23 protein-coding genes are annotated in these 21,306 nt (G+C 66.5%); 21 read left to right on the forward strand and 2 right to left on the reverse strand.

Features of this window, described 5'->3' with window-relative positions:
• Window positions 1-87 precede the first annotated feature (87 nt).
• The 15 genes from ABIB58_RS09945 (at window position 88) to ABIB58_RS10015 (ending at window position 12,986) form a co-directional block, all read left to right on the forward strand.
• Window positions 88-1,524 carry a DUF2793 domain-containing protein gene (locus tag ABIB58_RS09945; protein WP_354040659.1) on the forward strand — a complete coding sequence of 479 codons (1,437 nt, stop codon included), beginning with the start codon at window positions 88-90 and terminating at the stop codon, window positions 1,522-1,524.
• A complete protein-coding gene (locus tag ABIB58_RS09950) occupies window positions 1,521-1,676 on the forward strand; it encodes a hypothetical protein (protein ID WP_017504138.1) in 156 nt (51 codons plus the stop codon). The genes ABIB58_RS09945 and ABIB58_RS09950 overlap by 4 nt, the downstream gene beginning before the upstream one ends.
• The gene (locus ABIB58_RS09955) at window positions 1,673-1,942 is read left to right on the forward strand and encodes a hypothetical protein (RefSeq protein ID WP_045810215.1); all 270 of its coding nucleotides are present in this window, start codon (window positions 1,673-1,675) and stop codon (window positions 1,940-1,942) included. Before ABIB58_RS09950 ends, ABIB58_RS09955 begins: the two co-directional genes overlap by 4 nt.
• On the forward strand, window positions 1,939-2,322 hold the full coding sequence (locus ABIB58_RS09960) for a M15 family metallopeptidase (RefSeq protein WP_045810214.1): 384 nt from the start codon (window positions 1,939-1,941) through the stop codon (window positions 2,320-2,322). Before ABIB58_RS09955 ends, ABIB58_RS09960 begins: the two co-directional genes overlap by 4 nt.
• Window positions 2,319-2,798 carry a hypothetical protein gene (locus ABIB58_RS09965; protein WP_045810213.1) on the forward strand — a complete coding sequence of 160 codons (480 nt, stop codon included), beginning with the start codon at window positions 2,319-2,321 and terminating at the stop codon, window positions 2,796-2,798. Before ABIB58_RS09960 ends, ABIB58_RS09965 begins: the two co-directional genes overlap by 4 nt.
• A 360-nt stretch (window positions 2,799-3,158) precedes the next feature.
• The gene (locus ABIB58_RS09970; protein WP_045810211.1) at window positions 3,159-3,980 is read left to right on the forward strand and encodes a flagellin; all 822 of its coding nucleotides are present in this window, start codon (window positions 3,159-3,161) and stop codon (window positions 3,978-3,980) included.
• A 286-nt stretch (window positions 3,981-4,266) separates the two neighbouring features.
• Window positions 4,267-5,085 (forward strand): flagellin, encoded by an 819-nt coding sequence (locus ABIB58_RS09975; protein WP_045810210.1) that lies wholly within the window; start codon window positions 4,267-4,269, stop codon window positions 5,083-5,085.
• 111 nt (window positions 5,086-5,196) lie between these two features.
• Window positions 5,197-5,928 carry a flagellin gene (locus ABIB58_RS09980; protein WP_045810209.1) on the forward strand — a complete coding sequence of 244 codons (732 nt, stop codon included), beginning with the start codon at window positions 5,197-5,199 and terminating at the stop codon, window positions 5,926-5,928.
• An 84-nt stretch (window positions 5,929-6,012) separates the two neighbouring features.
• Window positions 6,013-6,294, forward strand: a complete 282-nt coding sequence (locus tag ABIB58_RS09985) for a FlaG family protein (protein WP_045810208.1) — start codon at window positions 6,013-6,015, stop codon at window positions 6,292-6,294.
• A gap of 135 nt (window positions 6,295-6,429) precedes the next feature.
• Complete coding sequence (locus ABIB58_RS09990; protein ID WP_354040664.1) at window positions 6,430-7,308, forward strand: flagellin; 879 nt, start codon at window positions 6,430-6,432, stop codon at window positions 7,306-7,308.
• Between the two features lie 60 nt (window positions 7,309-7,368).
• Window positions 7,369-10,077 carry a glycoside hydrolase family protein gene (locus ABIB58_RS09995; RefSeq protein ID WP_045810206.1) on the forward strand — a complete coding sequence of 903 codons (2,709 nt, stop codon included), beginning with the start codon at window positions 7,369-7,371 and terminating at the stop codon, window positions 10,075-10,077.
• A gap of 81 nt (window positions 10,078-10,158) precedes the next feature.
• Window positions 10,159-10,830 carry a hypothetical protein gene (locus ABIB58_RS10000; RefSeq protein ID WP_045810205.1) on the forward strand — a complete coding sequence of 224 codons (672 nt, stop codon included), beginning with the start codon at window positions 10,159-10,161 and terminating at the stop codon, window positions 10,828-10,830.
• Complete coding sequence (locus ABIB58_RS10005) at window positions 10,830-11,252, forward strand: PDC sensor domain-containing protein (RefSeq protein ID WP_045810204.1); 423 nt, start codon at window positions 10,830-10,832, stop codon at window positions 11,250-11,252. The genes ABIB58_RS10000 and ABIB58_RS10005 overlap by 1 nt, the downstream gene beginning before the upstream one ends.
• 168 nt (window positions 11,253-11,420) lie before the next feature.
• A complete protein-coding gene (gene ssb / locus ABIB58_RS10010) occupies window positions 11,421-11,933 on the forward strand; it encodes a single-stranded DNA-binding protein (RefSeq protein WP_045810203.1) in 513 nt (170 codons plus the stop codon).
• 114 nt (window positions 11,934-12,047) lie between these two features.
• On the forward strand, window positions 12,048-12,986 hold the full coding sequence (locus ABIB58_RS10015) for a DMT family transporter (RefSeq protein WP_045810202.1): 939 nt from the start codon (window positions 12,048-12,050) through the stop codon (window positions 12,984-12,986).
• Between the two features lie 85 nt (window positions 12,987-13,071).
• On the opposite strand, the gene ABIB58_RS10020 is transcribed toward ABIB58_RS10015, so the two are convergent.
• A complete protein-coding gene (locus ABIB58_RS10020) occupies window positions 13,072-13,647 on the reverse strand; it encodes a superoxide dismutase family protein (RefSeq protein ID WP_354040668.1) in 576 nt (191 codons plus the stop codon).
• 122 nt (window positions 13,648-13,769) lie between these two features.
• Here ABIB58_RS10020 and gyrA point away from each other — a divergent pair, with 122 nt between their 5' ends.
• The 5 genes from gyrA to ABIB58_RS10045 are packed head-to-tail and all read left to right on the forward strand — an operon-like array spanning window position 13,770 to window position 19,737.
• The gene (gene gyrA / locus ABIB58_RS10025; protein ID WP_354040670.1) at window positions 13,770-16,547 is read left to right on the forward strand and encodes a DNA gyrase subunit A; all 2,778 of its coding nucleotides are present in this window, start codon (window positions 13,770-13,772) and stop codon (window positions 16,545-16,547) included.
• Window positions 16,548-16,581: 34 nt separating this feature from the next.
• The gene (locus ABIB58_RS10030) at window positions 16,582-17,421 is read left to right on the forward strand and encodes an aminotransferase class IV (protein WP_354040672.1); all 840 of its coding nucleotides are present in this window, start codon (window positions 16,582-16,584) and stop codon (window positions 17,419-17,421) included.
• A gap of 53 nt (window positions 17,422-17,474) precedes the next feature.
• Window positions 17,475-17,960: a pantetheine-phosphate adenylyltransferase gene (gene coaD / locus ABIB58_RS10035; RefSeq protein ID WP_017504115.1), complete on the forward strand. Its 486-nt coding sequence runs from the start codon at window positions 17,475-17,477 to the stop codon at window positions 17,958-17,960.
• Window positions 17,961-17,973: 13 nt separating this feature from the next.
• Entirely contained in the window at window positions 17,974-18,837 is an 864-nt protein-coding gene (locus ABIB58_RS10040; protein WP_045810199.1) for a peptidylprolyl isomerase, read from the forward strand.
• Between the two features lie 24 nt (window positions 18,838-18,861).
• Window positions 18,862-19,737 carry a peptidylprolyl isomerase gene (locus tag ABIB58_RS10045; protein ID WP_045810198.1) on the forward strand — a complete coding sequence of 292 codons (876 nt, stop codon included), beginning with the start codon at window positions 18,862-18,864 and terminating at the stop codon, window positions 19,735-19,737.
• Here the strand turns inward: ABIB58_RS10045 and ABIB58_RS10050 are convergent, their stop codons facing one another.
• Window positions 19,738-20,838, reverse strand: coding sequence for a Ppx/GppA phosphatase family protein (locus tag ABIB58_RS10050; RefSeq protein ID WP_045810197.1), 1,101 nt, complete (start codon window positions 20,836-20,838; stop codon window positions 19,738-19,740). It lies immediately after the preceding gene.
• 145 nt (window positions 20,839-20,983) lie between these two features.
• Between ABIB58_RS10050 and hspQ the strand changes: the two genes are divergently transcribed.
• Window positions 20,984-21,292 carry a heat shock protein HspQ gene (gene hspQ, locus ABIB58_RS10055; RefSeq protein WP_017504111.1) on the forward strand — a complete coding sequence of 103 codons (309 nt, stop codon included), beginning with the start codon at window positions 20,984-20,986 and terminating at the stop codon, window positions 21,290-21,292.
• The last annotated feature ends 14 nt before the right edge of the window (window positions 21,293-21,306 follow it).

The raw sequence follows: 21,306 nt of genomic DNA on the forward strand, positions 1-21,306 counted from the left end.
ATCAAGGACCTGATCCAAATGACCGACCGTCTCCCGGCCTGAGGAAGCGCTGCGCCCAGACTGATCTCCACGACAACGGAGAGAAGAATGAGCGACGATTTCAGCGCGCGTCTGAACCTGCCTTATCTAGCGGCGGGACAGATGCAGAAGCATGTGACCCTGAATACGGCCCTGACCCGGCTGGACGCCCTGTTGCAGACGGCGGTGGTCAGTCGCACGACGGCGATCCAGCCGGCCGATGCGTCGGACGGCGATCTTTATATCCTACTGGAAGAGGCCGAAGGCGCGGCCTGGGCCGGGCGGCCGGCCGGCGCCCTAGTGCGGTTCGAGGGCGGCGGCTGGACCACCGTGACGACGCCGGACGGCATGATCGCCTGTGTTCTGGACGAAGGCGTCGTGGTGGTGCGGGCCGATGATGGCTGGGTCGCGCTGGGGCAGCGACTGGGCGAGGTGCAGGGCCTGACGCGGCTGGGTCTCGGGACGTCCGCCGACGAAGCCAATCCCTTGGCGGCCAAGATCAACGCCGCCCTGTTCACGGCGCGCGGCGAGGAGGAAGGCGGCGACGGCGATCTTCGCCTGACCCTGAACAAGGCGAAGGCGGGCGATGTCCTGTCGCTGCTGTTTCAGAGCGGATACGCCGCTCGCGCAGAGTTGGGTCTGATCGGCGACGATGATCTGAGCCTCAAGGCCTGCGATGACGCCGGGACATGGCGGTCGGTGTGGCGTGTGGATCGCGCAACGGGGCGCATCGCCTTCGATCAGGGGGCGGTCCGGCGCGAGACGACGCTGTTCACCAGCGATGACGACTATGCCCTGCCGATCTGGGCGCGCTGGGTCGAGGCGACCTGCGTGGGCGGCGGCGGCGGCGGGGCCGCAGGATTGGCGGGTCCGGCTGGTGCGTCGCGTCTCGGCGGCGGCGGAGGCGGCGCCGGCGGGCTGAGCCTCGCGCGATGGTCGGCGGACGACCTGGAGGGCGTCCTGACGATCACGGTCGGCACCGGCGGGATCAGTGGCGTTTCGGGCGGCGATAGCGAGGTCGCGACAGGCGACATGGTCCTGTTACGCGCGACGGGCGGGGCCGCAGGCGGCTCTGGCGTCGGTGGAGCAGGCGGTATCGGCCAACGGCTCGCCAACTCCGGCGGCAGCTCTTCGACAACCGCAACGGCGGCGACGGGCGCAGAAACCCTTTGCTCGGACGGGCCGGGCGGCGGCGGGGCAGGGGGCGGTCTGAGTGCAGCGGATGTCGCCTATGCCGGAGGCGCGGGCGGTGTGGGCGGCTGGTCGGGCCTTCGCGCGGCCGGCGGCGTCGCGGGCGCTGCGGGACAGGCCTCGCCCAAGCCGCTGTTGTCGATCGTCGGCGGCGGCGGCGGGGGCGGCGATGCATCAGCGAGCGGAGCCGGCAGTCCCGGCGGCTCAGGCGCGCTGTTCGGGGCCGGGGGCGGGGGAGGCGGCGCGGGCCTGACCTTCGGCGGTCAGGGCGGTTCGGGCGCTTCGGGCGCGGTTCTGATCACGGTCGTCGGATGAGCCGGCGCGGACATCCGGCCGAGCCGGTCGAGGTGCTGGAGGCCGAGGCGTGGGAAGCGCCCGACAGCCTCAGCGACGGGGAATGGCGCGCCCAGTCCGGCTGGGACGGTCGCTGCGCCGTCGAAACCTATGACGAGGAGGACGAACGATGACCCGACACAAGCAGGGGGCGATCCCCTTGGCGGAGGGGCGGTGGCTGTTTCGTCGCCTCTACGTCTTCGCTGTCAGCGCGGGGCTGTGGGTGCTGTTGATGCGCACGGTCGGGCGGATGCCGCCTGAGATGCTGCCCCGGATCACGGACGGGCTGATGGGCCTGCTGGCCTTGATCCTGGTGCTCTATCTGGTGGCGCCGACCGCTCAGCAGTTGATCACCCTGATCGCCACAGCGCGGCTGCGGATCAGCGGAGGCCGACCATGAGCTTTCGTCTGTCCAGCCGGTCGCGTGCGCGGCTGATCGGCGTGCATCCGGCCCTGATCGCGGTGGTTGAGGCGGCCATCACCCGCACGCCGGTGGACTTCATGATCACCGAGGGCCTGCGCACGGCCGAACGTCAGGCGGCTCTGGTCAAGGTCGGGGCCAGCCGCACGACGCGCTCGCGCCATCTGACGGGCCACGCCGTCGATGTCGCCGCCCTGGTCGAAGGCCAGGTGCGATGGGACTGGCCGCTGTATGGCCGGATCGCCGAGGCGTTCAAGGCGGCGGCGCTGGATCTGAAGACGCCGCTGATCTGGGGCGGCGACTGGAAGACGCTGCGGGACGGTCCGCATTTCGAGCTGGATCGAAAGGCCTTTCCATGAGCGCTGGATCCATACTGCGGGCGCTGACGCCGCTCGGCTGGTTGGCGGCCGCTGCGGCGGTGGTGGCGCTGGGGGTCGTCCTGCTGGGCGGGCTCGGCTTTCGCTGGGATCCGCTGAACTTGCAGCACAAGCGTCTAGAGGCCGCCCGCACCCAGGCGCGGGATGTGACCGCCGTGGCGGCGGCGCAGGCCGACGCCCGGCGGATTGAAGCCGAAGGCGCCGCGGCTCAGGCCCGGCGCGTCGATCACTATCACCACATGACGGGGACGGCGGACCGGGCGACCACGGCCGCCGTCGCCCAGGCCAGGAGCGCCGTCGATGCCGATCAACCCTTGGAGACCCGCCGCGCTGATCGCCTGCGCGACCATGACGGCGAACTGTGCCGCATCGCCCCCGCTCTCGACGGTTGCGCCGGCGCGGCTGGTCTTGCCGGAGGCGGCGACACGACCGTGCGCGCTGGCGACCCTGCCGGCTGAACCCACGGCCGGCGATCTGGACGCGGCCTATCTGCTGCGCGGCGACCAGATCGTGGCCTGCGATGGGGCTCGGCGGCTCGCGGTCGAGACCTTGTTGGCCGAACGCGCGATGCAGGACGCGCAGGTGCGACGCCGCGACTGACGCCCTGCAAAAACGACTCGGCAACTTCTGCCGCCTGGTGTGCAGGCTTGCCGGGTCGTTTCGCAAACCGTCGAGATAAGTTCAATGAAATCAGTGTCGACGTCTGGCTGACATCGCCTTTCGGACTGGCCTCGCCCTTGCTCTCCTGAAGACCGAGCAAAACGCTCCTGATGCCAAAATGGCGTCGGACATCACACGAAGTGAACAGGAAAGCCAAAATGGCTACGAGCATCAATACGAACTACGGCGCAGCTGTCGCCCTGCAAAACCTCAATGCGACCAACGCTATGTTGGAGCGCACGCAAAACCGTGTCTCGACGGGCCTGAAGGTGGGCTCGGCCAAGGACAACGGCGCGATCTACGCTATCGCGACGACCCAGCGCGCCAACATGGGCGCCATGGATGCGGTTCGGAATTCGCTTCAGCGCGGACAGTCGATCGTCGATGTGGCCCTGGCCGCCGGCGACACCGTCACCGCCGCCCTCGAAGAAATGAAGTCGCTGGCCGTCAGCATTCAGTCCTCCGTCGCCAGCTCGGCCGCCGAAACCTCTTATCTGGCCGATTTCAAAGCCTTGGGTAAAGAAATCGACGAGGCGCTAAAGGGCGCAAGTTTCGACAGCGTCAACCTTTGGACTGAGGCGACGCCGACGGCGCTTGTCTCGGACATCGCTGGCGGAACGACGTCGGTCGGCTTCACCGCCACTGGTGGAATGGCCGCAGACACGGACATCGCTGCGGTCACAGATCAAACGATCGTAGCGGCTGATGTCACAGTTGACTTGGTGGATGACGCTATCGCGAAGGTTACATCCTCGCTTTCCACTCTAGGCACCCAGTCCAAGTCGGTCGGGCGTCAACTGACCTTCGTCAACAAGCTGCAGGACGCGACCGAAGCCGGCATCGGCAACCTGGTCGACGCCGATCTGGCCAAGGAAAGCGCCAAGCTGACCGCCCTGCAAACCAAGCAACAGCTGGGCGTCCAGGCGCTGTCCATCGCCAACCAGGGCAGCTCGATCCTGCTGAGCCTGTTCCGCAACTAAGCCCGATACAGGGCTGAACGTTTCGCCTTTCGCCGTGTGGGGACCCGCGGAGGCGCAGACCAACTCGACGTGGACCCGGCAAATCTTGCCCTGTGCGCGGATCAGCCCGGCAAGAGCTGCCGGGTAGGAAGGAGGGTAAATCAAAGGTAAACCAGTAAAATCAGTTAGTTGTGGGCTTTTGTGCGGGTCAGAAATGGCCCGGCAATTGCTTCTTACTCACCGAGCAAAAAGCTCCCGGCGGCAAAACGACGCCGGAAATCACTGAAGTGAACAAGGAGGGCCAGAAATGCCCAGCATCAATACGAACTACGGCGCCGCAGTCGCCCTGCAGAGCCTGAACAAGACCAACGCCCAGCTGGAAACCACCCAGAGCCGGATTAACACCGGCATGAAGGTGTCTTCGGCCAAGGACAATGGCGCGATCTTCGCGATCGCCACAACGCAGCGCGCCAACGTTGGGGCGCAAGACGCCGTGCGCAACTCGTTGCAACGCGGTCAGTCCATCATTGATGTGGCCCTGGCTGCTGGCGACACGATCACCTCCGCTTTGGAGGAGATGAAGTCGCTCGCCGTCAATATCGCGTCATCGGCTACTGGCAGCACCGCCTTGGCTTCGTATCAAGCGGACTTTTCAGCGCTCGGAGCGGAAATTAAGGCGGCGATCGACGGAGCTTCTTTCGATAATGTCAATTTGCTGACGACAGATTCTACAGGCGGCACCGCAGTGAACGTGCAAACGGGAACGGGTGCCACTGAAACGAAGACGATTGGCACGGCTAATGCGCTCAAAGATGAAACTGCTCTTGCGAAATATTTAGGAACCACAATTACAGACTTCACGAGCACCAACGTCGATGACGCGATCAAAGAGGTCACCACCGCGCTAGCGACGCTCGGTACGCAATCAAAATCGGTTGGACGTTCGATCACCTTCGTCAACAAGCTTCAGGATGCGATGGAAGCTGGCGTGGGCAATCTGGTGGACGCCGATCTGGCCAAGGAAAGCGCCAAATTGACCGCCCTGCAAACCAAGCAACAGCTGGGCGTGCAGGCGCTGTCGATCGCCAACCAGGGCAGCTCGATCCTGCTGAGCCTCTTCCGCTAAGGCCCGGAGACCTCGCCGTCCCGGCGGCGGGGTCGTGGCCTTGAACCCCGAGCAAAACGCTCACCCCGGCAAAACGCCGGGGCTCTCACGAAGTGAAAAGGAGGGCTAGAAATGCCCAGCATCAATACGAACTACGGCGCCGCAGTCGCTCTGCAGAGCCTGAACAAGACCAACGCTCAACTGGAAATGACCCAAAACCGGATCAACACCGGGATGAAGGTCTCGTCGGCGAAGGACAACGGTGCGATCTTCGCGATCGCCACGTCGCAACGCGCCAACGCCGCCTCGCAGGACGCCGTTCGCGCGGGTCTGCAACGCACCCAGTCGATCATCGACGTGGCTCTGGCCGCCGGCGACACCATCACCTCCGCCCTGGAAGAGATGAAGTCGCTGTCCGTCAGCATCGCCTCGTCGACCGGTTCGGCGCAGACGGCTTACTTGGCTGACTTCAACGCCTTGGGCACGGAAATCGCCTCGGCGATCACCGGCGCCTCGTTCGACAGCGTCAACAGCCTGACGGCGCCGTTGGCCAGCTTGTCCACTCTGACGGCCGGCAACCTGGATGCCACCGCCGCCTCCACAACTGCGGTGGACACGGCGATCGGTACGGTGACCGGCGCCCTGGCCACCTTGGGCACCCAGTCCAAGTCGCTGGGCCGTCAGATCACCTTCGTCAACAAGCTTCAGGACGCTCTTGAAGCCGGCGTGGGCAATCTGGTGGACGCCGATCTGGCCAAGGAAAGCGCCAAGCTGACCGCCCTGCAAACCAAGCAACAGCTGGGCGTGCAGGCGTTGTCGATCGCCAACCAGGGCAGCTCGATCCTGCTGGGCCTGTTCCGCTAAGACGCGCAGCCGGAGCGGTTTCGCGACCGCTCCGGCTGATCGTTTGTTTCTCTAGAGGGCGTGGGCTGACCTGCGCATGGAGCCATGACAGACAATGTCGCGAGATCAGTAAGCTTACCCCAGATTCCTCCCGTCGCTCCGATCGCCGTGCAGCCGGCGACGCCGGCGCCGGTTGCGAAAAACGACAACAACGACGCCAGCCGCTTTCGCTTGACCATCGAGGCCGTCGGCGACAACCGCTTCGTCTATAAGGTCCTGGACCGGGTGACGGGGGAGGTGATCCGTCAGTTGCCGCGCGAGGATGTCGAAAAGCTGAACAGCGACCCGACCTATCGCGGCGGTCGTCTGGTCGATACCGCCGTCTAAGCACAGGCGAGGGCTCAAACTCCTTAACGCCGCCGGCTCGCAGGACGGCGCAATCATGGTTTCCGGCGCGTTAACCATGTGATTACGACTCATGGTTAATGCTGTAGCCCACAGAACGTCCGGGGGCTTGAAGCCATGACCACCAGCATCCACACCAACACCTCGGCGATGATCGCCTTGCAGAATCTGAACCGCACCAACGACCAGTTGGCGGCGACGCAGAGCCGGGTGAACACGGGGCTGAAGGTTCAGGGCGCGCGCGACAACGCCGCGGTCTGGGCGGTGGCTCAGGGCCAGCGCGCCGATCGGGGGTCGCTTGAAGCCGTCACCACCAGCCTGAACCGCGCGACATCCATCGCCGACGTATCGTTGGCGGCCGGCGAGCAGATCTCGGACATCTTGCTCGAGTTGAAGCAGAAGGCGACCGCAGCGGCGGACCCGAGCGCCAGCGATGCGACGCGCAAATCGTATGATCAGGAGTTTCAATCGCTTCTGGTGTCGATCCAATCTTTTGCAGACAACGCCATTTTCGATGGTGAAAACATTCTCGCGGGACGCACTGACGGTGCGACACCTCCTGCGCCGCTTGGGGACTTGAACTTTATCGCTAGTGCGGACGGCCAGGAAAACATCCAGCTGAAGCGTCAAAACCTGACACTTTCAGGCTTGGGGCTTGCGGCCGACGCTTCGGCCACGCCTGCTGTTACCGCGCCAAGCTTATTGGTTGAAGCCGATGCCAAAGCCGCGCTGAACCGGATCAACGACGCGATCGCGACCTCAAGCTCCCGTCTTTCCGAACTGGGCGCCCAGTCAAAGCAGATCGAACGCCACACCACCTATGTCGGCAAGCTGTCGGACGCGCTGGAAGCGGGGATCGGCAATCTGGTGGACGCGGACCTGGCCAAGGAAAGCGCCCGCCTTCAGGCCCTGCAGGTCCAGCAGCAACTCGGCGTTCAGGCCCTGTCGATCGCCAACCAGGCGCCGCAAGTCATCCTGTCGCTGTTCAAGGGCTGATCCGACAGCTTAACGGTTCTTTATCGACGCCCGCCGCACGATAGGGTCGGAGCCGTCTGAATGATCAACAACAGCTATCTGCTGGGTCTTTTCGGAACGACGACGGGGACGTCGTCGTCAGGCGCGACCACGACCGCCAGCCCGGCTGTCAAAACCAAGAAAACGCAACCGACGGCCCCCTGGTCGTCCAACGCGACGCCGACGAAGGCCAGCGATCTGGTCCGTGCAGCTCTGGGCGGCCGTCGACTGATCGATGAAGCCAATGTCAGCCTGGATCTGGCCGGCGCCTCCACCGACTACCGCAAGATGTTCGCCCTGTATCAGGGCCTGAACACGTTGGGCGCCCTGGCCGACCGTGCTGGCGTTAAGGGGCTGAGCGCGTCGGAAGCCGCTCTGGTGTCCAAGCGGTTCGGCGAAGGCCTGGCCGAACTGTCGACCTATCTCAGCACCGCCAGTTTCGAAGACATGCGACTGGTGCAGGGTGTGGCCCAGACCTCGGTCAAGAGCACCTATGCGCTGGAACGGGCGCCGACCAGTTTCGTCACCGCCCCCATCCACGACGGCGACCCCACCGCCTCGGTCAAGGCGTTCGAGGGTGACGTGAAGTTCTCCGTGACCGTCAAGACGGCGGCCGGGGAGCAGGCGATCGCCATGGACCTGTCCGAAATGGGCGCAACCGATCGGTCGTTGGCCAATGTCACCGCCTATATGAACGGCAAGCTGGAGGACGCGGGCGTCGCGACGCGCATCAGCGCTCAGTTGATCCCCGCCGAGCCGAAGACGGTCAAAAGCGGCACCAAGACCATCACCCTGCCGGCCGGACCGGATCAGTGGGCGTTGAAGGTCAATGGCGGGACCGGCGAAGCCATCAGCTTCCAGGCCGTCGACACCTCCGACGCCGTCTATGTGACGCAAGGGGTCGGCAAGACCGGCACGGCGGGCCAACTGCTGAAGTTCCAGGCCGACGGCGGCGCGGCGCCGGCCGCCCAGCAGGGCGTCGACGATCCGTTCTGGGTCGAGGGCAGGGTGGGGCACGCCGACCTTCCCGAGGGGGTTGCAGCGGTGAAGGCCAGCGCCGTGGCGCCGGATGGCTCAGTCTGGGTCGTCGCCGAACTGACGGCGGGCGACGCCAGTCAGCCGATCAAGGGCGCGCGCGACGTCGCCCTGATGAAATACGATTCCGCCGGCAATCTGATGCAGACCAAGCTGCTCGGCGCCGCCTCCAGCGCCAACGGCTTCTCCATCGCTATCGACGACGACGGCCGGGTCGCCCTGGCCGGATCGGTGACCGGGGCGCTTGAACCTGGCAAGAGCGGCGAAAACGCGTCCGTGGCCGACAGTTTCGTCTCTGTGTTCGACAGGTCGGGGCAGGAGTTGTGGACCCAGCGGCGCGGCGCCAAGGCGGCCGACGAGGCGACCGAGGTTCGTTTCGGCGCCGACGGCATGGTCTATGTCGCCGGACGGTCGAAATCAGCCATGCCGGGCAATGCGGCCCTGGGCGGCTGGGATTCCTATCTTCAGGCCTTCCAGGAAAAGCCGATCAAGATCAACGGTCCGGACGTGGGCGTGAACGTCGCGACCGTGCAGTTCGGCACCAGCGGCGACGACTCCGTTCAGGCCATGACGGTGTCGGGAAACGACCTCTACACGGCGGGCGTCGAAAACGGGAAAGCGGTCGTGCGCCGCTTCACCCTGGATGCCGAGGGCGTACCGAGCCTGGCTTCGACGCGTGACCTTGGCTACGCCAGCGGCGCGATCGCCGGCATATCGGTCGAGAACGGCAAGGTCGTCGTGACCGGCCATACCGAGAACACCGCCCTCGATATCGCCACGGTGACCAACGCCCATGCCGGCGGCAGCGACGTCTTCATCGCCACCTTGTCGACGAACCTTCAGGCGTCGGGAAGCGACCAACTGACCTATTTCGGCGGGGCGGGCGCGGACACCGCCGCCGACGTCGCCATCAAGGACGGAAAGGTCTGGATTACCGGCACGAACCGGGCGGAAGGCGCCGGCAAGGACGACCCCACATCCGGCTATCTGGCCCAGATCGATCTCGCCACCGGCCAGGTTCAATCGAACCGAACCTGGCGCGCGGACGGCGATCAGGCCAGGCCGACCAGCCTGAGCTTCGCAGCGGGCGGCGCCAGCGTTCTCGACCGCCTCGGCCTGCCTCAGGGGCAGATCATGCAGGCGGACTCCAAGCTGCTGACCGTCGCCACCTCGGCCCGCGTCGGGGATCAGTTTTCGATCAGCCCCGCAGCCGGCGGCCGCGCCGTAACAGTGACCATCGACGCCAAGGACACGCTGGAAAGCCTGGCCAAGAAGATCACCGCCGCCTCTGGCCGCCAGCTTGAAGCGAAGGTCATCACCGACCTGAAGGCCAAACCCATCGTCCAGCGGCTGGAAATCAAGACGGCGGCCAACAAGGACGGCGCCGTCATCTCCGCCGGAGCGATCGGCAAGGACGCCCTGAGCGCGCTGGGCCTGACGCCCGGCTTCGTCGGTCCGGTGAAGCCGGACAAGGACGCGATCAAGACCTATGGGCTGAACCTGTCGAACAAGCTGAACCTGAACGATCCGGCCTCGATCAAGGCGGCCATCGATTCGCTGGCCCAGGCGATGACAGCGGTCCGGTCCTCCTACCGCGCCCTGGCGCCGTCGACCGGCGGCATAACCAACACCCAGACCGGCAACGGCTCCTCGACCGCTTACCAGCAAACGCAGCTGGCGAACTATCAGGCTGCGCTGAGCCGCCTGACGGCCTGATCGGGGTCGTGACCGGTCAAGGCGGTTGACGCCCGAGGCCGGGTCGGAGTTATTGACCTTCTCATCCGCGAAAGCCCGTTCATGGCCCTTCCGAAAGACAACCGCGTCATCCTGTTGGTCGGCGCCGGCGTGGCGATCGTCATCGCCGTCGTGCTCGCCCTGATCTTTACGGGCGGCGGCGACAAGACGACGGAAGCGCCGCCGGCGTCCAAGGGCGGCCTTGTCGTCAATCTGGCCGAGGCGCCCACGCTGGAACCGACGCGGGAACTGCGCTGCTTCGTCGATGGTCAGTTCGTCGGCATGGCGACCCTGGCGGTCTGCGCCCAGCGCAATGGCCTGGCGACGGACGCTCTGGATGTGGGGCTGGACGCGACGGGCGCCTTGGCCGCCGCCCCGACGGCCGCCTTCGCCCCGCCGCCCGAATTGCCGAAGGTCGAGATGGCCGAAACCCCGCCGCCGACCTCCGTCGAACAGACGCCTGCGCCGCGCCCCACGCCCGTGACCAGCGGCAGCCCGTGCCTGCGCCACACCGGCTCCGACTGGCGCACCCTGTCGCCGAACATGAGCCTGAACGCCTGTGTTCAGGCGCTTTACGCCGGGACCTGCGTCGGCCCGGGCGACGCCCAATACGGCCGCTGGGGCGACACGACCCTGCGTCTGGTGCCGCGCCGGGTGGAACAGTCCAATGACAACAACCGTTTCAGGACCCTGGCCGAGCAGGATCGCAACTGCCAATTCACGGGAATGAACTGATGCGTTTCGTCGCCCTCGCCGCCATCGCCGGGACCGTTCTGCTGGGCGCCTGCTCCAACGAACCCAAATATGAGTTCGCCGAGGGCGCCTGCTACTTCGTGGCGACGCCAGACAATGCGCCGCCACGCCTGCAGAAAATCGCCGACAACCAGCCCCAGCTGGAACAATGCGCCGCGCGGCTGGAGGAAATGCGCCTTCGCTTCTTGCGCATGGGCGGATCGAACCAGGAAATCGCCGGCGCCTATCAGGGCCGCTTCATCTTCGTGGACCGCGAGGGGGTCAAGATCGGCAAGAGCCTGAACGGCAGCCACTTCTTCGCCATGGCCCGCACCGGCGACGGCCGTCTGGCTATCCCCGGGGCCATCCAGCGCGACGAGACGGGCCGTCCCGTCGCTATCGCGGCCGACCCTGGCGCCAAGTAAGGCTTGCGTAGCTGGAACGGAAGTGGAACATTTGGTTAACGCTTATCCACTGATTTAGCGGGTTCGCTGTCGAAAGGGCTGGCGATGAGCCGTCGCCCCGGTCAGACATCGGACTGAATTGACGAGGCGGGCGAAGTCGTCGCCGCCTCACACGAGAAGGAAGTTTCCATGGCGGGCAGCGTCAACAAGGTCATTCTGGTCGGTAATCTGGGTCGCGATCCCGAAATCCGCTCCATGCCCAACGGCGACCGGATCGCCAACCTGTCCATCGCCACTTCGGAAACCTGGCGCGACAAGTCCTCGGGCGAGCGCAAGGAAAAGACCGAGTGGCACCGGGTCGTCATCTTCAACGACAACATCGTCAAGGTGGTCGAGAACTATGTAAAGAAGGGCTCGACCGTCTACATCGAGGGCGCGCTCCAGACCCGCAAATGGACCGACCAGCAGGGCGTCGAGAAATATTCGACCGAGATCGTGGTCAGCCGCTTCAAGGGCGAATTGACCATGCTGGGCGGCCGTTCGGAAGGCGGCTCGTCGGGCGGCGGTTACGGCGGCGGCGGTGGCGGCTACGGCGGTGGTCGCGGCGATGACGACTATTCCTCGGGCTTCTCCACCGGCGGCGCCAACAAGCCGAGCGGCCCCAAGGAAAGCTACGACCTGAACGACGACATCCCGTTCTGAGGCAGTCCGGCTTGGCGATCGCTGCAGGCGGTCGCCAAGCCGGATTTCTGAGCGGAAACCTGAGGTCATCCAAATTGAGCCGACGCGGCGGTCGGGTCGTGCCATAGGGCGGTTATGACCGACGTGCATTCCGAAGTTGCGCATGCGCCCGCACCCCTGCCCAAGAGGCCCCACGCCCTGACGGGGCTGGAGATCGCCGCCATCGTGGCGATCATCGTGGTGTGGGGCGTCAACAACGCCGGGGCCAAGCTGGCGACGCAGGAGCTGTCGCCGCTGCTGGTCGGCGCCATCCGGTTCGGCATCGCCACCGCCTGTCTGATCGCTTTCGTGCGGCCGCCGTTCCCGGACTGGAAGAGCCTGATGCTGATCGTCATCATCGGCGGGCCGATCCAGTACGGCCTGGCCTACACGGCCTATTGGCTGGCGACGGACGTCAGCCCGGTGACCGTGGCCAACCAGTTGTGGATCCCCTTCACCACCCTGTTCGCCTTCCTGATCCTGGGCGAGCGGCTGTCCAAGGCGGCCTTGGTCGGCATGGGCGTGGCCTTCGTCGGCGTGGCCTGGATGACGCTGGACGCTCATGCGTTGCAGGACTGGAAGGCCATTCTGGTCGCCATCGCGGCCGGCGCCGCTTGGGGCGTGACGACGGTGGTCGCGCGTCGCACCACCTCCATCCCGCCGTTGAAGATGCAGGGTCTGCTGGCGCTGGGGGCCTTTCCCGTCATGGCCTTCGGCTCGGCGGTGTTCGAGCATGGCCAGTGGGAGGCGGTGAAGAACGCCACGCCCATGGTCTGGGCGTCCTTGTTATGGGCGGGCGTGGTGTCGTCCGTGCTGGCGACCACCCTGCTGTTCTGGCTGGTCCAGCGGCGCGAGGCGGGGCGGGTGACGCCCTATCTGCTGGTCACGCCCGTTGTGTCGATGTTCATAGGCTGGAGCTTCATGGGCGACATCCTGACGCCGCAGATTCTGACGGGATCGGCCATCACCATGGGCGGGGTCGCCCTTGTGGCCCTGGCGGAACGGGGCTTGCGCGCCGGCGCCGCCAAGGCTTGATCTGTTCCTGATCGTTGGCTGATGTCACATGAAAAAGGCCCGCTGAACGCTGTCCAGCGGGCCATCCTTCGTACCGCAGAAAGACTTAGCTAGCGCTGAGCGCCGCGCAGGCCACCCGATCGCCGGCGCCGCCGATGGGCTGGGTCGAATGGTCGTCGGGGTTGGCGTGGATGATGATGGCCGAGCCGTCGGCGTCCCACAGCCATTGGCCGGGGCCTTCGGACGAGATCCGGGCGCGGGTCGTGAACAGTTCGGCGTTCACCTTGCCGTCCGCACCGGCCCAGACGTTGGGCAGGTCGCCGTCGTCCGGCCCGGCGGCGTTCAACAGGCCGTGCGGGGCCTTAGGCTCGCCGTGGTTGATGTGGGCGCCGGACGAGGTGAAGGGCGCGGCGCATTCGCCGGTGGCATGGATGTGGATGCCGTGCCAACCGGGCGTCAAACCCGAAGCCTCGATCTTCATCAGCAGGCCCGTCGGCCCCTGACGCAGGTCGACGCGGCCGATGTTGGCGCCGGAGGCGTTGATCAGAACGGCCTGTCCCGTCGCGCCGACGGGCGCGCGTTCGACGGCCGCCTGGGGCGCGTTTCCGGTCGCGGCGCAGGCGGTTGTCAGGGCCAAGGGGGAGGTGACTAGAAGGGCGGCGGCGAGGCGGGTGGCGCGCATGTCGAAAGTCCTTTCAGAGACGGGCTTTCACGGCGACGTCGCTTTGCCACCGAGGCCCTGGAATGCTAGAAATCGCCACAGCGGATCACGTTCCGATTCCGGCCGCATAAAGCCACGCTTCATTGACCGACGACAGCTACGAAAACGCCGCATCTCCGATCGTTCCAGGAGGCGGCGGCTCCGACATTTCCACGATCACGATCGAGGACGAACTGAAGCGTTCGTACCTCGACTACGCCATGAGCGTGATCGTCTCGCGCGCGCTTCCCGACGCCCGGGACGGGCTGAAACCGGTTCACCGTCGCATCCTGTATTCGATGCACGACCTGAACATGACACCCGAGCGCAGCTATTCGAAATGCGCCCGCGTCGTCGGTGACGTGCTGGGCCGGTTCCACCCCCACGGCGACGCCTCGGTCTATATGGCTCTGGTGCGGATGGCGCAGCCGTTCTCGATGGGGCTGATGCTGGTCGACGGCCAGGGCAACTTCGGTTCGGTCGACGGCGACATGCCCGCCTCGATGCGTTACACCGAGGCCCGGATGGCCCCGGCCGCCGTCGCCCTGATGGCCGATATCGACAAGGACACGGTCGATTTCCAGCCGAACTACGATGAGAAGGAGCTGGAGCCGGTCGTCCTGCCGAGCCGCATTCCGAACCTGCTGGTCAACGGCGCGGGCGGCATCGCCGTCGGCATGGCGACCAACATCCCGCCGCACAATCTGGGTGAGGTCGTGGATGCGGCCCTGGCCCTGCTGGATGATCCGAACGTCTCCGACGACGCCCTGCTGGACATCGTGCCCGGTCCGGACTTCCCGACCGGCGGCGAGATCATGGGCCGTACCGCCCCGCGCAACGCCCTGCGCGACGGTCGCGGCTCGGTCGTCGTGCGCGGCCGCGCCTCGGTGGAGGAGATCCGCAAGGATCGCGAGGCCATCGTCGTCACCGAACTGCCCTATCAGGTCAACAAGCAGACCCTGATCGAGCGCATCGCCGAAATGGTGCGCGAGAAGCGGCTGGAAGGCATTTCCGACGTTCGCGACGAATCCGACCGCCAGGGCATGCGGATCGTGATCGAGCTGAAGCGCGACGCATCCGGCGACGTCATCTTGAACCAGCTGTGGCGCTATACCGCCATGCAGAGCTCGTTCGGCGTCAACATGCTGGCGCTGAACCACGGCCGGCCCGAGCAGATGGGGCTGCGCCAGCTGCTGCAGATCTTCCTCGACTTCCGCGAGGAAGTCGTGGTTCGCCGCGTCAAGTTCGAGCTGAACAAGGCCCGCGACCGTGGCCACGTCCTGGTCGGTCTGGCGGTCGCCGTCGCCAATATCGACGAGGTCATCCACATCATCCGCTCCTCGGCCGATCCGACCGAGGCGCGCGAGCGGCTGCAGGCCAAGGCCTGGCCTGTCGGGGACATGATGGCCCTGGTCGAACTGATCGCCGATCCGCGCACCGTCATCGTCGAGGGCGACAAGATCCGCCTGACCGACGAACAGGCCCGCGCCATCCTGGCCCTGACCCTGTCGCGTCTGACCGGCCTGGGCCGCGACGACATCTTCGGCGAGGCGCACGGCCTGGCCGACACCATCCAGGGCCACCTGACCATCCTGTCGGACCGCAAGAACGTCCTGGCCATCATCCGCGACGAGCTGGTAGAGGTGAAGGACAGGTTCGCCGTCCCGCGCCGCACCCTGATCGGAGAAGGCGACGGCGAGATGGAGGACGAGGACCTGATCCCGCGCGAGGACATGGTCGTCACCGTCACCCACGGCGGCTACGTCAAGCGCGTGGCCCTGAACGCCTATCGGACCCAGCATCGCGGCGGCAAGGGCCGTTCCGGCATGGCCATGAAGGACGAGGACGCCATCACCGGCGTGTTCAGCGCCTCGACCCATACCCCGGTCCTGTTCTTCGCCACCAACGGCAAGGCCTACAAGCTGAAGACCTGGCGTCTGCCGCTGGGCAACCCGCAATCGCGGGGCAAGGCCTTCGTCAATCTGCTGCCCATCGAGCCGGGCGACAGCATCATGAACGTCCTGCCTCTGCCCGAGGACGAGACGACCTGGGGCGACTACGACATCATGTTCGCCACCTCCAGCGGCGACGTGCGGCGCAACAAGCTGTCAGACTTCGCCACCGTGAACCGCGCCGGCAAGATCGCCATGAAGCTGGAAGGCTCTGACCGCATGGTCGGCGTCGGCCTGTGCACGGCCGACGACGATGTGCTGCTGACCACGGCGCTGGGCCGCGCGATCCGGTTCAAGGCCGACGACGTGCGCGTGTTCAAGGGCCGGGATTCGACGGGCGTCCGGGGCGTGCGCCTGCAGGACGGCGACGAGGTCATCTCCATGGCCATCCTGGGCCGCGTGGACGCGACGCCGGAAGAACGCGCCGCCTACGTCAAACACGCCAACGCCATGCGCAAGGCCCTGGCCGGCGCGGATGCGGAAGAAGAAGCGCCTGTTGTCGAAGCCGATGACGAGACCGCTGGCGACGCCGTTCTGTCGGTCGAGCGGATCGCCGAACTGGGCGCCGCCGAACAGTTCATTCTTACGGTCACCGAGACGGGCTTCGGCAAGCGATCCTCGGCCTACGAATACCGCCGCACCGGTCGTGGCGGCCAGGGTCTGACGGCCCACGGTCTGGGCGGTCGCGCCGGCACGCGTCTGGCGGCGGCTTTCCCGGTCGAGGAGACGGACGACCTGCTGCTGGTCACCTCGGGCGGTCAGATGATCCGCACGCGCATCGATCAGGTCCGCATCGTCGGCCGCTCCAGCCAGGGCGTCACCATCTTCCGCACCGGCAAGGACGAGAAGGTCGTCTCGGTCGAACGTCTGCCGGAAAGCGGCGGCGCGGATGACGCCGATGTCGGCGGAGAAGACGGCGGCGAGGCCTGATCCGCCTTCGCCCAACGGGCAAGGGGAGGGTCGTTTGAGCGCGACGTTTCTGATCGACGGCCTTCCCGCCACGCCTGACGACCTGGCCCATCAGGCCTTGGTCAACTACGGCGCCTACACCTCCTTCCGCGTTGAGAACGGCGCCGCGCGCGGCCTCGATCTCCACCTCGCCCGTCTGGAGCAGGCCGCCGTCGAACTGTTCGGCGAAAGCCCCGGCGAAGCGGATTTCCGGCGTCTGATGGCGCTGGCCGTCGCCGGCCGTGAGGCCTGCTGGCTGCGCGTCAGCCTGTTCTCGCCCGAGATCGCCCACCGCAACCCGACATACGTCGGCCGACCGAAGGTGATGACCAGCGTCTCCCCTGCGCCGCCGCCGCTGGCGAACCGGGTGCGGATCACCGCCATGCCCTATGAACGCGAGGCGCCGCATCTGAAGCATCTCGCCACCTTCGGCCTGATTCGGGCGCGCCGCGCCGCGCGCGCCGCCGGGTTTGACGACGCCCTGTTTGTCGATGGGGCAGGGCGGGTGTCAGAGGGCACGCTGTGGAACATCGGCTTTGTACAGGGCGACCGGATCGTCTGGCCCCAGGCCCCCATGCTGGCGGGCGTGACCCAGGCCTTGATCACGCGCGGGCTGCCCCAGATCGGGCTGACCTGTGAAACGCGGCCGATCCGTCTCGACGAGATCAGCGCCTTAGACGCCGCCTTCCTGTGCAACAGCGCCACGCCCATCTGTCCGATTATCGCTATCGACGATGTCTCGTTCGCCAATGACCCGGCCCTGCTCGCCAAGGTCGAAGCGGCCTGGAGCGCGCAGGCGCCCCAACGCATCGCGGATCATGACGATGACGAAGGCGTCAGCCGGCTAGGCCGCTGATTTCGCAACTGCTAAACGACGCTGACGCCACGCGACAGGCCGGGGAGACACGCATGCGCATCGGACTTTATCCGGGCACCTTCGACCCGGTGACGAACGGGCATACCGACATCATCAAGCGCGCGCTGAAGCTGGTGGACCGGCTGGTCATCGGCGTGGCCCAGAACGACGACAAGGGGCCGCTGTTCTCCACCGCCGAACGGGTCGAGATGCTGAAGGCCGAGATGGCGCCCCTCGGCGGCGACATCGTGGTCCAGCCGTTTTCGACCCTGCTGATGCATTTCGCCGAAGAGCTGGACGCCAGCGTCATCATCCGGGGTCTGCGCGCCGTCGCCGACTTTGAATACGAGTTCCAGATGACGGCCATGAACCAGCGCCTCAATCAGGACATCGAGACCGTATTTCTGATGGCCGATCCGCGCCATCAGGCCATCGCCTCGCGCCTCGTCAAGGAGATCGCCCGACTGGATGGCGCGATCGACAGTTTCGTCAGCCCCGCCATCGCCGAGCGCGTGCGGGCCAAGGTCAAGAACGGTTAGGGTAGACAAGACCATGCGTAAGGCCATCATCGCAGCGACCGTCGCCGCTCTTCTCGCGGCTGGCGCGGCCCAGGCGCCGGCTGTAGCGCAAACGGCGCCGGCGGCGTCCGACTGGCGCACCATCGCGCCGGAAAACCTGCTGGTTATCGATACGTCGAAGGGGCGGGTGCTGGTCGAACTGATCCCCGTCGCCGCGCCCAACCATGCGGAACGCATCCGCACCCTGGCCAACCAGGGCTTCTACGACGGTCTGAAGTTCCACCGCGTCATTCCTGATTTCATGGCGCAAACCGGCGATCCGAAGGGGACGGGCGAGGGCGGCAGCGAACTGCCGGACCTGAAGGCCGAGTTCAGCTTCCGTCGTGGACGCGACGCCGGCTTCGTCGCGGTGCCCAGCGTCGGCGCGGGCGTGCGCGGTCTGGTCGGCGATCTGCCGGTCCAGACCCAGCCCGACGCCCAGATGATGGTCACCGCCGACTTCAAGGTCGACGCCCACGGCCTGTTCTGTCCCGGCGTGCTGGGCATGGCCCGCTCGGGTTCGCCGGACAGCGCCAACAGCCAGTTCTTCCTGATGATGGGCGCGCGCGAACAGCTGGACGGCATCTACACCGCCTTCGGACGCGTGGTGTCCGGCCTGGACGTGGTCGGCAAGCTGAAGAAGGGTTCGGACGCCGAGGACGGCAAGGTGACCGATCCCGACATCATGACCCGCGTCCGCATGGCCTCGGCCCTGCCCGAAGCCGAGCGTCCGACGGTGCGCGTGCTGAACGCCGGCAGCGCCGCCTTCGCCGAACGGATCGCCACGGCGCGCGCCGCGCGCGGCGCGGCCTTCAGCGTCTGTGACATTCAGCCGGTCGCCGAAGTGACAGGCGGCTGAGGCTTTCGCAAACGGGGAGGGACGATGACGATACGAACCATGGCGATGGCGGCGGCCGTGCTGGCTGCGACGGCGGGCGCCGCCCTGGCGCAAGACGCGACCGCCGTTCCCGCGCCTCCGCCGCCGCCCGGTGAATGGAGGACCATCGCGCCCGAGAACCTGCTGGTCATAGACACCAACAAGGGGCGGGTTCTGGTCGAACTGGCGCCCGAGATCGCTCCCGCCCATGTCGAGCGCATCAAGCTGCTGGCGTCGCGCGGCTTCTTCGACAACCTGGTCTGGCACCGGGTGATTGACTGGTTCATGGCCCAGACCGGCGATCCGCTGGGCACGGGCGAGGGGCAGAGCTGGTATCCCGACCTGAAGGCTGAGTTCACCTTCCGCCGTGGCGCGGACATGGCCTTCACCCCGGTGGCGGCTCCGGTCGGCGCCCTGGTCGGCTTTGTCGATTCCATCCCGGTCCAGACCCAGCCCGACGCCCTGATGTCCGGCACCAGCGACAAGAAGGTCCACGGTTGGGCTCTCTATTGCCCGGGCGTCGCGGGCATGGCGCGTGACGAGGGCAACGACACCGCCAACAGCCAGTTCTTCCTGATGCGTCAGGCCTATCCGGCGCTAGACAAACGCTACACCGTGTGGGGCCGGGTCGTTTCAGGGCTGGATGTCGTGCGATCGCTGAAGGCCAGCGACACGCCGGATGGTCTGGTCCAGGGACCGGATCAGATGACCCGCGTCCGCGTGGCGTCGGATTTGCCCGCAGCCGAACGTCCGACGGTCGCCGTGCTCAACACCAACTCCGCCACCTTCCAGACCCTGGCGCAGCAGGCGCGTCAGGCGCGCGGCGCGGATTTCTCGGTGTGCGACATCGAACTGCCGGTGCGCGTGACGCCCGCCGCCTGATCAGGCGACGGGGGCTGGCCGCCCCCGTCCGCGCCGACGACGCCGTCCCCTCGGCGGCTTCTTGTCTTCGCGCATCCGTTGCAGCAGCAGGCCTTCGCGCAGGCCCCGATCCGCGACCCGAACGCGTTCCGACGGCCAGGCGCGCTGCACCGCCTCCAGGATCGCGGCCCCCGCCAGCACCAAGTCCGCCCGATCGGGACCGATGCAGGCCTCGCGCGCCCGGCCGTCCGGGCCCAGCGCCTTCAGGCGATCCGCCGCGGCCTCGCAATCGGCGCGCGTCATCCACAATCCATCGACCCGATCGCGATTGTAGCGCGGCAGATTCAGGTGGATGCCCGCCAGGCTGGTGATCGCGCCCGAGGTGCCGACCAGATGCGCCCGATTCTGCCGGAACAACTCCAGCAACGGTTCGTCGACGATCCCGCCCGCTGCAATGGCCGCGCCCATGTCGGCGACCATGGCCTCGTACCAGGCCTCGCCGGAGTTCGGCGGCTCGGGATGCCGCTCGGCCAGGGTCACGACCCCCACCGGCGCTGACATCCAGGCGGTGGTCGTCCAGTCGGCCCCGCTGCGCTTCAGCCACGACATCTCGGTCGACCCGCCGCCGACATCGATGACCAGCACCGCCTCGGCCTTTGGGTCGATCAGGTTCAGGCATCCCTCGACCGCCAGTCGCGCCTCTTCGGCGGGATCGATGATGCGCAGGCGCAGGCCCGTGCCCTTGCGTACCCGGTCGATGAAGTCGGCGCCGTTCTCGGCCGCCCGGCAGGCCTGGGTGGCGACGGCGCTCAGCCGCGCCGAGTCGACGCCCTTCCTGACGATCCGCTCGGCGCACAGGGCCAGGGCGTCATAGGCCCGGTCCATGGCGCGCGGGTCCAAAAGGCCCGTGCGCGACAGCCCTTCGCCCAGCCGCACGATGCGGCTGAAGCTGTCGACCACGCGAAAGCCTTCGCGTGACGGCCGCGCGATCAGCAGCCGGCAATTGTTGGTCCCCAGATCGAGCGCGCCATACAGCGGCGCATCTCGACCCGACGCATCCCGCGAACGGGAAGGCTGGGACCGCTCGTCGCGCCGTCGGGGCGCGCCGTGGGTCTCCGGCATGGGCCGTCATCCGTTGTGGGCGGTCCAAAGCGGCGCCCGTCCTGGTCAGCCTAACCCGCCAAGATCGTCCGCGCCAAGCCATTCTGTCAGGAAGATGAACAGACCGGCAGGCATTGGGGTCATGCGCTGAATCGTATGAAGTGTGATGACCCGCATTCAGACCGCACGCTTCGCCATCGGCCAGATCGTCCGCCACCGCGACGACGCCTTTCGTGGCGTCGTGATGGATGTCGATCACGCCTATGAGGGACCGGCAGGTGAAAGCGGCCTGGTCAGACCGGACCAGCCCTTCTACCGCGTCTTCGCCTTGGGCGAGGATGGCGGCTTTGTCGCCTACGCCGCCGAGGGCGCTCTTGAAGACGGCGATTCCGTCCTGCTGCCCGATGACGCCGAGCGGTGGTTCACCACCGACGGCATGGGCCACCACGCTCCGCTGGACGAACGTCTTCACTGACGGTTGGAAGCCGT

This window comes from Brevundimonas sp. UYEF29 (genome assembly GCF_040546195.1).
Classification (GTDB): Bacteria; Pseudomonadota; Alphaproteobacteria; order Caulobacterales; family Caulobacteraceae; genus Brevundimonas; species Brevundimonas huaxiensis.